Below are 12937 nucleotides of genomic sequence, written 5' to 3' on the forward strand. Positions count from 1 at the left end.
ACCGGAAGAAGGACACTCGTGACCGAATACCAGACCATCCTCGTCGAACGCCGCGGCCGCGTCGGCATCATCACCCTCAACCGTCCGAAGGCGCTCAACGCCCTCAACTCCGAGCTCATGAACGAAGTGGTCGGCGTCGTCAAGGAATTCGACGTCGACGAGGCCATCGGTGCCATCGTCATCACCGGTTCGGAGAAGGCATTCGCCGCCGGTGCGGACATCAAGGAGATGTCGACCAAGACCTACGCCGAGGTCGCCAACCAGCAGTTCTTCGGCGCCTGGGACGAGCTGGCACGCACCCGCACCCCGATCGTCGCCGCGGTCACCGGCTACGCCCTCGGCGGCGGCTGTGAGCTCGCCATGCTCTGCGACTTCATCATCGCCGGCGACAACGCCGTCTTCGGTCAGCCGGAGATCAACCTCGGTGTCATCCCGGGCATCGGTGGCTCGCAGCGACTCACCCGCGCCGTCGGCAAGGCCAAGGCGATGGACATGATCCTCACCGGCCGCAACATGAAGGTCGAAGAGGCCGAGCGTGCGGGCCTCGTGTCGCGCGTCTTCCCCAAGGAAGAAGCCCTCGCCAAGGCCATCGAGATCGCCGAGGTCATCGCCTCGAAGTCGCTCATCGCGTCGGCCCTCGCCAAGGAGGCCGTCAACCGCGCGTTCGAGTCGGGTCTGACCGAAGGCGTCCGCGCCGAGCGTGGCCTGTTCTACTCGACGTTCGCCACCGACGACCAGACCGAGGGCATGGCCGCCTTCGTCGAGAAGCGGGACCCGAACTTCACGCACCGCTGATCTGAAACCTCTACAAACCCACCCTTTTTCGGCCCTTCCACCCCATTTGAGGTGGTGGATCTGCCGAAAAAGGGTGGGTTTGTGCGTTCAGGAGAGCGTGCGGAGCACTTCCACCGCCCGGTCGACGAGCGGTGTCCGACGCGCCGCGGCGTAGGCGGCGGCCAGGTCGACGTGGTCGATCGGTGCGGACAGGGGTCGGTAGACGACGCCGGCCACACCGAGAGCCGAGGTCGGCTCGGGCACGATGGCCACGCCGAGTCCCGCGGCGACCAGTGTCACCAGCGTCGACGTCTCCTCGACCTCGTGCCGGATGCGCGGCATGAATCCCGCGCGTTCCGACGTGGCGGCCAGGACTCCGGCGATGACCGACCGGCCGCCGCCGACATGGGAGATGAAGTCCTCGCCACGGAGCTGCGCGATGTCCACCGCCTGGTCCTCGGGAGTCGAGGTGAGCGGGTGATCGGCGGGAAGAGCGACTATCAGCCGGTCCGTTCGGATCGACTCCACATGCAGCCCGTGCGTCTCCACCGGCATCCGTAGCAGCGCCAGGTCGATGTCGCCCGACTCCAGGGCGGCTATCTGTTCGGGAGCCAGCATCTCGCCGCGGACGCTGACATCCACGTCGGGCAGCTCGTCGCGCAGTGCACGCACGAAGCGGGGGAGCAGCGAGTAGGTCGCCGACCCGACGCAGCCGATGGCGAGGTTGCCCTGCCGGCCGTCGGCGATCCGCTGTGCGCGACGGGCGGCGGCGTCGACCGAGTCGAGGATCGTCTCGACCTGACGCAGATAGTCCTGGCCTGCGGCGGTCAGCTCGACGCGCCGGGTGGAACGGACGAGCAGGGCCACGCCGAGTTCGTCCTCGAGCTGTTTGATCTGCTGGGAGAGCGGCGGCTGGGCGATGTGCAGGCGTTGGGCCGCACGGCCGAAGTGCAGTTCCTCGGCAACGGCGCGGAAGTACCGCAGGTGGCGCAGCTCCATGCGGTCATCGTACCCATTGATACTCACGTCATATCAAAGGAGCCCAAATGGATACTTCTCCATATAGCTGCTGGTCCCTAGGCTGGGCGCATGGCTACTTCGACTACCGCGGACACGGACATCGTTCTCTGTTCGCCCCTGCGCACCCCCGTCGGGCGCATGGGTGGGGCGCTTTCCTCCGTGCCGGTCACCCGCCTGGCAACCGACCTGCTGAAGGAACTGACGACGCGAACCGGCCTCGGCGAGGGCGACATCGACGATGTCATCCTCGGGCAGGGGTACGCGAGCGGTGAGTCGCCGGCGCTCGGGCGCATCGCGGCCCTCGACGCCGGCCTGGGTGTCGGTGTCCCCGGCATGCAGATCGATCGCCGGTGCGGTTCGGGCCTGCAGGCGATCCTGACCGCGGCGTCGTCGGTGGCGACCGGCGGCGCGCGTCTCGTGGTCGCCGGGGGTGCCGAGTCGATGTCGAATGTCGAGCACTACGCGCTCGGTCTGCGGTCGGGGATCAAGCAGGGTGGCGTCGAACTGATGGACCGCCTCGACCGTGGACGTCTCACCGCCGGCGGCGAATCGCATCCGGTACCGGGCGGAATGATCGAGACCGCCGAGAACCTGCGTGCGAAATACGGCATCTCCCGGGCCGACCAGGACGAGTACGCCGCGCGGTCGCACCATCGGGCTGTCGCCGCCCATGAGGCAGGCCGCTTCGCTGACGAACTGGTGCCGGTCACGATCCCCGGACGCCGCGGCAAGCCCGACACCGTCGTCGACCGTGACGAGCACCCGCGAGCCGACGCCACCGCGGAATCGCTCGGCAAGCTGCGTCCCATCCGGCTCAAGCTCGACGCGGAGTCCACGGTCACCGCGGGCAACGCGTCCGGACAGAACGACGGCGCGGCCATGTGCGTGGTGACCACCCGCGCCGAAGCACAGCGTCGTGGACTGGAACCCCTTCTCGCCCTGCGTTCCTGGGCCGTGACCGGATGTGAGCCCGAGACGATGGGTATCGGTCCGGTCAGCGCCACGGCAGCTGCCCTCGACCGCGCTGACCTCACCCTCGACGAGATCGACCTGATCGAACTCAACGAAGCCTTCGCCGCACAGGTCCTCGCCTGCCTCGACGAGTGGAAGATCGACGCCGGCGACGGACGGCTGAACCCCAACGGTTCCGGGATCTCCCTCGGCCACCCGATCGGTGCGACCGGCGGTCGAATACTCGCCACCGCCGCCTACGAGGCACGACGCCGCGAGGCGCGCTACGTCCTCGAGACCATGTGCATCGGCGGCGGCCAGGGTCTCGCCGCGATCTTCGAGACCACCCGATGAGCGCCCCGGTGCAGGTACACGCAGTCGTGTCGGGTCGTCCCGACGGTCCCACGGTCGTCCTGTCGAACTCGCTCGGGTCCACGCATCGCATGTGGGATGCGCAGCTGGCCGCACTCGAAGCGCGGTTCCGCGTCGTCCGCTACGACACCCGCGGCCACGGAGAATCTCCGGTTCCGCAGGGGCCGTACACGATCGACGACCTCGCCGATGACGTGATCGCCCTGTTCGACCGCCTCGACATCGAGCGTGCTCACCTCGTGGGGCTCTCGCTAGGTGGCATGACCATGATGCGGGTCGCCGCCCGGAATCCCGAACGGGTCAACCGGGTCGCGTTGTTCTGCACCGGAGCTCAGCTCCCGCCGCGGGAAGCCTGGCTCGACCGGGCGGCCACGGTACGCGAACAGGGCACCGGTGCCGTCGCCGAATCCGTTGTGCAGCGGTGGTTCACGCCCGAATACCTCAGCACCTACGGGGCCTCCCGGAAGTACCACGAGGACATGGTCGCCGCGACCCCGGCCGAGGGGTACGCCTCGTGCTGCGAGGTCATCGCCGAGATGGATCTCCGCGGCGACCTGCCGTCGATCGCGGCACCGACACTGGCCATCGCCGGCTCCGACGACCCGGCGACCCCGCCGGCGAAGCTCGAGGAGATCGCCGCCAACGTCCAGAACGGCCGCCTCCTCGTCGTCCCCGACGCGGCCCACCTGGCCAACGCCCAGCAGCCCGACATCATCAACCCCGCACTGATCGAACACCTGGAGCAGCAATGAGTTACGACAAAGTGGTCGCCTCGGCCGCCGACGCCGTCGCCGACATCCCCGACGGTGCGAGCCTCGCGGTGGGCGGTTTCGGTCTCGCCGGCATCCCGGGATTCCTCATCGACGCACTCCTCGCCCAGGGCGCGAAGAACCTCACCATCGTCTCCAACAACTGCGGCGTCGACGGAGCGGGACTCGGTCTGCTGCTCGAGAACCGCCGCATCGACAAGGTGATCGCCTCGTACATCGGCGAGAACAAGGAGTTCGGACGCCAGTTCCTCTCTGGTGAGGTCACCGTCGAACTCACCCCGCAGGGCACCCTCGCCGAGCGGATGCGTGCCGGCGGCGCCGGAATCGGCGCCTTCTTCACCCCCACGGGCGTCGGCACCCTCGTCGAGGAGGGGGGACTGCCGTGGCGCTACAACGCCGACGGCACCGTCGCCGAGGCCTCCCCGCCCAAGGAGGTCCGCACCTTCAACGGCAAGCCGATGGTGCTCGAGGAAGCGATCGTCACCGACTACGCACTGATCCGTGCCGCGGTCGTCGACACCGCCGGCAACTGCAGATTCCATGCTGCCGCACGCAACTTCAACCCGCCGGCCGCGATGGCGGGCCGCACGACGATCGTCGAAGCGGAGAAGGTCGTCGAGGTCGGCGAGCTCGGACCCGACGAGATCCATCTGCCGGGCATCTTCGTCCAGCGAGTTCTCGAACTGACCCCGGAACAGGCCTCGCGCAAGGGGATCGAGAAGCGCACCATCCGCGAACGCCCCGCCGTCGCCACCGTTTAGGAGAGCTGCCATGACCTGGAACCGGAACGAGATGGCCGCCCGCGCGGCGAAGGAACTCACCCGCGGCGACTACGTCAACCTCGGGATCGGCCTGCCGACCCTGATCCCCGACCACATGCCCGACGACTCCGGCATCTTCCTGCACGCCGAGAACGGCATCCTCGGCGTCGGTCCCTTCCCCTACGACGACGAGGTCGATCCCGACCTGATCAACGCCGGCAAGCAGACCGTGTCGGTGCTGCCCGGCGCGTCGTACTTCGACTCCGCAGCCAGCTTCGCGATGATCCGCGGCGGACACGTCGACGTGGCCGTTCTCGGCGGCATGCAGGTGGCCATGAACGGCGACCTCGCCAACTGGATGGTGCCCGGCGCGCTCGTGAAGGGCATCGGTGGCGCGATGGACCTCGTCAACGGCGCCGGCAAGGTGATCGTCCTGATGGAGCACGTGACCAAGAAGGGCGAACCGAAGCTCCTCGACCACTGCGCCCTGCCGCTGACCGGTCGCGGGATGGTCAGTCGGGTCATCACCGATCTCGGTGTGTTCGACGTCGCCGGAACGGGTTTCGACGTCGTCGAGTTAGCGCCGGGGGTCGACTTCGACACCGTCGCCGAGAAAACCGGAGCGCCGCTGGTCGATCAGCGCCGCGATGCGGCCAGCTCCGCGCGCGACCGCAGCCCGAGCTTCGCATAGATCCGGGTCAGGTGGTACTGCACCGTCTTCGGTGAGATGAACAGTTCGGCGGCCACCTCGCGGTTCGACAGTCCGCGGGCCACGAGGGCGGTCACCGCCTCCTCCTGCGGGGTGAGCTCGCCGGCGTCCTTCGGTGCGCCGTCGCGGTCGGGCCGTGACGTGATCAGCCCGCCGGCCTTCAGCTCCCGGTCGCACCGTTCGACGAAAGCGGTCGCCCCCAGGGACAGGTAGAGCTCACGGGCAGTACCGATGACGGTGTCGGCGGCGCGTCTCTTGCCGGCCCGGCGCAGGGTCTGCCCGTAGGCGAAGTTGACCCGGGCCTGGTCGTAGCGGAGTCCGAGGCCGTCGAGCAGTTCGAGTCCCTCCTCGAAGGTCCGACGCGCTCCGTGGATGTCGCCGGTGGCGCCGAGGTGTCGGCCGCGCGCGTACTTCAGACGTGCCGCCGCTGACCGGTGGCCATGTTCGGCCGCGCGGGTCTCGTACCGGCGGAGGAGGCGATCCGCATCGTCGAGCCGGCCCTCGATGACCTGGGCGTTCGCCAGTACGTCCACCCACGGCCAGAGGCCCGGTTCCGACAGTGCGGGAACGGTTTCGGCCATCGTGACGAGCGGTGTGAGGGTCCGGATGACCTTCGCGTACTCGGCGGCCGCCTCGGCCCGATGAGCACGGGCGATCATCTCGGGGATCCGCATGATCTCGTAATCGCCGATCGACGTGGAGCTGTGCGCGATGTGCCGGTCGGCCTCGTCCCAGTTGCCGCGGGACGCATGGATCTGGCATGCGGTCCAGTCGAGGAGCGGGGTGACGAGTTCGATGCCGCTGCTGCGCGCGAGGGTGAGGCCGGCGTCGACCCCGCGCATCGCCTCGTCCCAGTCCCCGGTGAGGAACTGGACCCGGGCCAGCCACGCCAACGCCCACAACGAGATCCGGGTGGATCCGCCGAGCTGGGCCATCGACACGGCGGCCTCGAGATTGGAACGGGCGGCGTCGATCTCGTCGAGACTGAGTTGCAGCCAACCCCTCCCCATGGTGGCGCGCTGTGCCTGAGCGCCGAACCGGATGCGCTCGCTGATCGAATCGTATTCGGCGCGTGCCGCTTCCGGTTGCCCCGACCAGGCGAGTCCGAGCCCGCGGATGACGGCGGCCTCGATGCGGGCGGCCGACCCCTGTCCGGCCATCTCCATCGCACGGTCGGCCCAGGTGACCAGTTCAGAGCCTTGGCACCGGACGAGGTTGTGCAGCACGTATCGCTGCGCGATCAATGCGGCGGTGTCGGGTTCGCGTTCGGCGTTGACGATGCCCCAGGCGCGATCGAGTCGGAGTTGCGCCTCCGACGACCGTCCCCGCAGGATGGCCAGGTAGGCGAGGGTCGCATTGCGCAGCGGTGTCTCGCGGAGGCTCTCGACGGTCGGGACGAGTGCCCCGGCTCCGACGCAATCACCCGCCGCGAGAAGGGAATCGACCGCGAGCGTGACCCGGGTATCCCGTTCGAGCGTGTCGGGGGTGAGGCGTCCGGCCTGGCGGTACAGTCGCGCGGCCTCCGCCCAGGCCCCTTCGGCGCCGCGCGTGAGGGCGAGGCCGGCCAGGTCATCGGCCAGGTCGGCGTCCGGGGTGGGGGTGGCGGCGACCCGGTGGTGGAGGCGACGCGCCGGATCGGTGACCACCTCCGCGGCCCGGCGATGGGCCTCGCCGACGGCGGTCATGCCCATGATCTCGAGGACGGCCGCCCGGACGAGGGGTGTGGTCAGCCGCGGCTGCGCCTCCGCAGGCGTCAGGGCGCCGTCGGAGGTGACCAGGGTGGACTTTCGGGCATCGTCGATGGCCCGCAACGGATCATCGACGCCGGCGAGATCGATCGCGGTGGAGAGCGGCTCGTTCGCGTCGAGGATGGCGAGGGCCTCGATGAGTGCGCGTGCGGGGGTTTCCGGAGCGGGAAGTGCGGCCCGGACCTCGTCGACGACACGTCGTGGGGCGGGGAGACGGCCGCCGCTGCGCGCCCAGGTTCCGGTGGGCACCTCGTCGAGCAGTGCGACGATGTCGTGCGGATTTCCGCGCGTGTGGGCGGTCAGCTCGTCGCGCATCACCGGGTGGAGCAGGATCCCGCGCTGTGCGGCGATCTCGGAGGCCGCGTCCGGGCCGACGCCGTCGAGTCGGAGCTCGTCGAATGTCGTTCCCGCCAACCGGATGCCCGGACGGCCGGCCGTGACCACGATCAGGATGCGGCACGACCGGTGCTCGCGGGTGAGTGTGATCAGGGCCTGGAGTGACTCCTCGTCCGCGGAGTCGGCGTCGTCGACCGCGACGAGTGTCGGCTGGTCGTCGGTGTCCGGGATCACCGCGAGGAGGCGTTCGGCGAGTTCGCCGGGGTTCGTCGGCGTGGCGCCGGTGGTGTCCTGCGTCAGCTGCCGGATCAGCGCTCCCGGGGACCGCGACTGCCACGGGGACGCCTGCGCGACAAGCACGTGTGCGTCGCCGGCTGTTCGGCGGTGGAGGTCGACCGTCCGGTTCAAGAGCGTCGTCTTGCCGATGCCGGGGTCGCCGGTCACGACCAGGAGATCCGTACCCGAGATCTCGCGGAGACGTTCGGTGAGGACGCCGACCTCACGGTCGCGGCCGGCACACACGGTGGAGATGACCATGTGGGTGGTGTCCCGGCCGGCGACCGTCATCGTCCCATCCTAGGACCGGGCGCTACCCGGTATCGCCACCCGCGACGGGCAGCACCGTTCCGGTGATGTACGACGCCTCGTCCGAGGCGAGGAAACAGATCGCCGCCGCCTGCTCGTCGAGGCTGCCGTATCGATGCATCAGCGACGACGAGAGCGTCTGGTCGATGTGCGCCTGGAACCACTGGGCCTCCACCTCGTTGCGCGGCTCGGGGGTGCCACGTGAGATGCGCCGCGGGGGAGCCTCGGTGCCTCCCGGAGCGGTGGCCACCACCCGGATGCCATCATCGGCGTACTCCATGGCCAGCGATGCCGTCATCGCGTTGACCGCGCCCTTGGCGGCCGAATACGGGATGCGGTTGATCCCCCGGGTGGCCGCCGAGGAGACGTTGACGATGACCCCGCCACCGCGGGAGACCATCGAGGGCAATGCCGCGCGACAGGCGAACAGCGTGGTCATCAGGGATCGGTCGATCTCCGCGCGGATCTGGGCGTCGGTGAACTCGACGAAGGGTTTGAAGTTGATGGCGCCGCCGACGTTGTTGATCAGCACGTCGACGCGACCGTACGACGAGACCGCGCGCCGGATCACCGACTCCGCACCGTCGTAGCTCTCCAGGTCGGCGATCGCCGACACCGCACCGGGGCCGGTCGCGTCGAGATCGTGCGCGACCTCGTCGACGAGCCCGGACCGGTCGGCCACGACAACCTTCCCACCCTCGGCACTGATTCGACGTGCAACCTGTTCGCCGATCCCCTGGGCCGCACCGGTGATGACGACGACTTTGCCGGCGAAGCGACCCGGTGTGACGAAACGCGGACGGCGAGCAGCCATCTCGTCGGACATCGCACGGCGCATCGTCTGCTTGGACCTGTCGGCGTGGGCCGAGATCAGGGCGCGGGCGCCGTCGTGATCGCCGGACTCGAAGGCGGTCACGATGTCGAGGTGGTCCTGGGCGCAGAGGGGATGACACCAGGTCGCGTTGCGCAGGACCTCACTCATCCGGCCCTTCACACCGAGCGCCTTGTACGCCTCGAGCAGATGGTCGTTGCCGGTCAGTGTGAACAGATAGTCATGGAACGCGGCATTGGTCTCGGTGTATTCGGCGGCGTCGACGAAATGCTCACCATCCACATACGGCACCGTCGCATCGGCCAGGAGTCGATAACCGGCGAGCTGCTGTGTGGTGAGTCGTCCGAAAGTCAGCTCCAGTGCGCCGAGTTCGAGGGCGGCGCGCGCCTCGAAGAGTGCGTCGGACTCGAAGATCGCCGGATGCTCCTCACCGATCTGGTAGCCCTGTGAACCGACGACGGTGGACGTCGCGGCTTCGGGTGCGGGTTCCCGGGATTCCGAGGCCGGGGCTGGTGGCGCCGGCGTCGGTTCGTGCAGCGGGGCCACGTCACCGGGACGGAAGATCTCCTGGCCGGCGATGGCCCGGGCCGTCCCGGCGGGGCGCAGCGTCCCCGCGTCCGAATCGAGTGCCGCATCACCGATCTCGCTCGGCCACATCCGCTGGCCGGCGATCCGGACGAGCGAGTCGTCCGCGGCCCGGGCGTCGGAACGGTCCGGTGCGTCTGAGAGATCGGCCGGCGGAAGCGTGATCTGCCCGGCGATCGCGCGGGCGTCCGGGCTGGCGATGATGCCCTCGTCCGTCGGAACGTCCGGTGCGGCAGGCGCGATCGGTGCGACGGTCGGCGCGTTCTCACCCGGGGCAACGGATGTCGCAGCCAGGGCGAACTTCTCGTAGTAGAACCCGGTCGGGTCGATCCCGGCCTCCGCCACGTGTTTACGCACCGCCTCGACCATCGGCGGCGGACCGCAGAGGTAGATCGCGACATCCCCGTCGAAGAGATGTCCGGGTTCGATGAGGCTCATGACGTAACCCTTGTTGACCGCCGTGCTCGCGGGGTCGGACACGCAGTGGTCCCAGGTGAACCCGGGCAGCTTCCCGGCGAAGTACTCGATCTCGTCGAGCGCGACCAGGTCGGTGTCGGTGGAGACGCCGTAGATGAGGTGGACCTTGCGTCCGCTGTTGTCGGCGTGCAGCTTTCGCAGCATCGAAAGGATCGGGGCCAGTCCGGTGCCGCCGGCCAGCAGCAGCACCGGCCGGTTCGCCTCGCGGAGAAAGAACGATCCGTGGGGTCCGGTGAAGGAGATCTGTTCGCCACGCGTCGCGCGATCGGTCAGATACGTCGACATCGCGCCACCGGGGGTCAACTTGATCAGGAAGATCAGGCGATCCTCGTGCGGTCCGTTGGCGAACGAGTAGGAGCGGCTGACCGGATCCCCGGAACCGTCGTCGGTGCCGGGGATCTCGATGTTGACGTACTGGCCGGGGAGGAACGCCAGCTCGCCCCGGTTCTCGATCCGGATCTCCAGGCGCATCGTCGACTCGGAGAGGCGTTCGAGTTCGATGACGGTCCCGGTGAACCGGGAGGCCTGGGTCTTGGCGATGTCTGATGTGGCCGGGACCTGCAGCACCAGATCGGATTTCGGTTTCATACAACACGGGAGAGCGAAGCCCTCGGCCGACTCGTCGTCGGACAGCGCATCCTCGATGTAGATCCCGCCGTCGTAGTCGCCGGACTCGCAGAACGACTTACAGGTTCCGCACGCACCGTCGCGGCAGTCCAGCGGGATGTTGATGCGCTGCCGATACGACGCGTCGGCGACGGTCTGGTCCTCGCGGCAGGTGATGAACCGGGTGACCCCGTCCTCGAAGGACAGGGCGACCTGGTGCGTCGGTGTCCCGTCGTCTGCGTGGTCGGCGGTGGTGCCGACGCCCTGATCGGTGGTGACAGTCATTTCAACGCGTCCTAGAAGTGGTAGATGTCCACCACGTGGTGGATGTAGTCGTTCTTCAGCACGATCGTCTTGCGTCGGATCAACGGCTGATCGCCCGAGAAGTCGATGGTGTAGAACGACGTGCCGTAGTACGGGTCGATCGTGCGGTAGCGGAAATACATGGTGTGCCAGTTGAACCGGACGTCGACGAGATCGCCGCGCCGGTCGATGACCTCGACGTTGCTGATGTTGTGACTGGTCCGTGGCTCGGGGAGCGAGGTCGCCGACGACCGTTCGGTCCGGATGCGGAACACGCGGTCCTCGAGCCCGCCCTTGTTGCCGTAGTAGATCAGCGAGATCTCCCGCTGCGGATCCTCGGTCAGGCGGTCATCGTCGTCCCACGACGGCATCCAGTAGACGACGTCGTCGGCGTAACACTCGAGCCACTTCTCGAATTCACGATCGTCGAGATAGCGCGCCTCGCGGTAGAGGAACTGCTCGATCATGTTCTGGGTGACCAGTTTTCCGCCGGCCTCGGTCCCGGTCGCGGCATTGGTCTCTGCGGTCGTCATCGCGTTCCCCTTCAGTGGTTCTCGGCGGTTGCGGTGGTGGAGTGCTCTTCCGCGGCGGCCGCGGCGCGCATCGTCTCCAGCCAGTAGCCGTGCTGGACGGGGTAGAGACCCTCGTCCTCGTTCTTGACGCCGGCCGAGATGACCCCGGTCATACCCAGCGATTCGGCGACCTCGTCCGGTCCGGTCAGCCAGTGTTCGGCACCGCGGCTCATGTCGTTCCAGGGCGCGGCCTGCGCGCGGAAGGTGAGCTGGCACGAGCGGAACTCCTCGAGATCATCCGGCGTCGCCATACCCGAGGCGTTGAAGAAGTCCTCGTACTGGCGGATGCGGTGCGCGCGGGCGGAGTCGCTCTCCCCCTTGGGGGCGATGCAGTAGATGGTCACCTCGGTCTTGTCCGGCGCGATCGGCCGGAAGTGGCGGATCTGCGTCGAGAACTGGTCCATCAGATAGACATTCGGGTACAGGCACAGGTTGCGCGAACCCTTGACCATGAACTCGCCCTTGGCGTCGCCGTGGATCTTCTTGAGCTCGTCCATCTTGTCCCACAGCGGGCGGTCCTGCGGATTGGCGGCCCAGGTCCACAGGCAGAGGTGGCCGTTGGGGTACGACCAGTAGCCGCCGCCGGACTTGCCCCAGCCACCTGCGTCGAGTGCTTTGGTGTCGTTCTTCGACTCGCCGGTGCTGCGTCGCGAGGTGGTGGCCGCGTAGTTCCAGTGGGTCGCGGTGACGTGGTAACCGTCCGCGCCGTTCTCCGCCTGGACCTTCCAGTTGCCGTCGAAGGTGTAGGTCGACGCGCCGCGCAAAACCTCGAGCCCTTCGGGCGACTGGTCGACGAGCATGTCGATGACGAGCCGGGTGTCGCCGAGGTGATCCTCGAGCGACTGCACGTCGTCGTTGAGGCTGCCGAACAGGAAGCCCCGGTAACTGTCGAAACGCGCCACCTTGGTCAGGTTGTGCGAACCGTTGACATCGAAGGTGTCGGGGTAGCCGGCCCCCTCGGGGTCCTTGACCTTCAGCAAGGTGCCGTCGTTGCGGAACGTCCAGCCGTGGAACGGGCAGGTTAGCGTCATCCGGTTGTCGGTCTTGCGACGGCAAATCATCGCACCGCGATGGGCGCATGCGTTGATGAGGCAGTGGAGCTCACCGCCCTTGTCGCGGGTGATGACCACGGGCTGCCGGCCGATGTAGGTGGTGAAGTAGTCGCCGGGGTTGGGCACCTGACTCTCGTGGGCCAGGTAGATCCAGTTGCCCTCGAAGATGTGCTTCATCTCGAGTTCGAAGATGTCCTCGTCGGTGAAGATACGGCGGTTGGCGCGGTAGACGCCGGCGGTCCGGTCATCGACGACGGCGTCGTCGAGGACCGTGTTCACGTGGTTCAGGTGCTCCGAAACGGACGCGGTCATGGTCGATAAACCTCCAGTGATGGGCTGCTCACTGCACTCTGGCACCACGTGGCGGCGATCACACCAGGGCATTCGCCGGTCCTGACCTAGGTGCCCATTGATAAAGAGCTTCGATCAATAAGGCCACCACAGGTCTTTGTCATGTATGTATCTCGCGATCTACCGTGTGTAG

The 12937-nt window shown here is 67.8% G+C and carries 10 protein-coding genes; 5 read left to right on the forward strand and 5 right to left on the reverse strand.

The window, feature by feature from the left end; genetic code table 11:
• The first annotated feature begins 18 nt into the window (after positions 1 to 18).
• Positions 19 to 795 carry an enoyl-CoA hydratase gene (locus LQD00_RS14430; RefSeq protein WP_119033221.1) on the forward strand — a complete coding sequence of 259 codons (777 nt, stop codon included), beginning with the start codon at positions 19 to 21 and terminating at the stop codon, positions 793 to 795.
• Positions 796 to 882: 87 nt separating this feature from the next.
• On the opposite strand, the gene LQD00_RS14435 is transcribed toward LQD00_RS14430, so the two are convergent.
• The gene (locus tag LQD00_RS14435; RefSeq protein ID WP_232717874.1) at positions 883 to 1773 is read right to left on the reverse strand and encodes a LysR substrate-binding domain-containing protein; all 891 of its coding nucleotides are present in this window, start codon (positions 1771 to 1773) and stop codon (positions 883 to 885) included.
• Positions 1774 to 1863: 90 nt separating this feature from the next.
• On the opposite strand from LQD00_RS14435, the gene LQD00_RS14440 reads away from it, so the two are divergent.
• From LQD00_RS14440 to LQD00_RS14455, 4 genes are read left to right on the forward strand one after another with little or no spacing between them, the layout of a single operon-like run.
• A complete protein-coding gene (locus LQD00_RS14440; RefSeq protein WP_232717875.1) occupies positions 1864 to 3099 on the forward strand; it encodes an acetyl-CoA C-acetyltransferase in 1236 nt (411 codons plus the stop codon).
• The gene (gene pcaD, locus LQD00_RS14445) at positions 3096 to 3869 is read left to right on the forward strand and encodes a 3-oxoadipate enol-lactonase (RefSeq protein WP_232717876.1); all 774 of its coding nucleotides are present in this window, start codon (positions 3096 to 3098) and stop codon (positions 3867 to 3869) included. Before LQD00_RS14440 ends, pcaD begins: the two co-directional genes overlap by 4 nt.
• The gene (locus tag LQD00_RS14450; protein WP_232717877.1) at positions 3866 to 4648 is read left to right on the forward strand and encodes a CoA transferase subunit A; all 783 of its coding nucleotides are present in this window, start codon (positions 3866 to 3868) and stop codon (positions 4646 to 4648) included. Before pcaD ends, LQD00_RS14450 begins: the two co-directional genes overlap by 4 nt.
• Positions 4649 to 4658: 10 nt before the next feature.
• Positions 4659 to 5339 carry a 3-oxoacid CoA-transferase subunit B gene (locus LQD00_RS14455; RefSeq protein WP_232717878.1) on the forward strand — a complete coding sequence of 227 codons (681 nt, stop codon included), beginning with the start codon at positions 4659 to 4661 and terminating at the stop codon, positions 5337 to 5339.
• Here LQD00_RS14455 and LQD00_RS14460 read toward each other — a convergent pair.
• Genes LQD00_RS14460 through benA form a run of 4 tightly spaced genes read right to left on the reverse strand, consistent with a single transcriptional unit; the run spans position 5285 to position 12765 of the window.
• Positions 5285 to 8008, reverse strand: coding sequence for a helix-turn-helix transcriptional regulator (locus LQD00_RS14460; RefSeq protein ID WP_232717879.1), 2724 nt, complete (start codon positions 8006 to 8008; stop codon positions 5285 to 5287). The two genes, LQD00_RS14455 and LQD00_RS14460, sit on opposite strands and share 55 nt — an antisense overlap.
• 22 nt (positions 8009 to 8030) lie before the next feature.
• Positions 8031 to 10811, reverse strand: coding sequence for a benzoate 1,2-dioxygenase electron transfer component BenC (gene benC / locus LQD00_RS14465; RefSeq protein ID WP_232717880.1), 2781 nt, complete (start codon positions 10809 to 10811; stop codon positions 8031 to 8033).
• 11 nt (positions 10812 to 10822) lie between these two features.
• Positions 10823 to 11362: a benzoate 1,2-dioxygenase small subunit gene (gene benB / locus LQD00_RS14470; protein ID WP_269785000.1), complete on the reverse strand. Its 540-nt coding sequence runs from the start codon at positions 11360 to 11362 to the stop codon at positions 10823 to 10825.
• Between the two features lie 11 nt (positions 11363 to 11373).
• On the reverse strand, positions 11374 to 12765 hold the full coding sequence (gene benA / locus LQD00_RS14475) for a benzoate 1,2-dioxygenase large subunit (protein ID WP_232717881.1): 1392 nt from the start codon (positions 12763 to 12765) through the stop codon (positions 11374 to 11376).
• Positions 12766 to 12937: the final 172 nt, after the last annotated feature.

The organism is Gordonia metallireducens, assembly GCF_021245825.1.
Taxonomy (GTDB): Bacteria; Actinomycetota; Actinomycetes; order Mycobacteriales; family Mycobacteriaceae; genus Gordonia; species Gordonia namibiensis.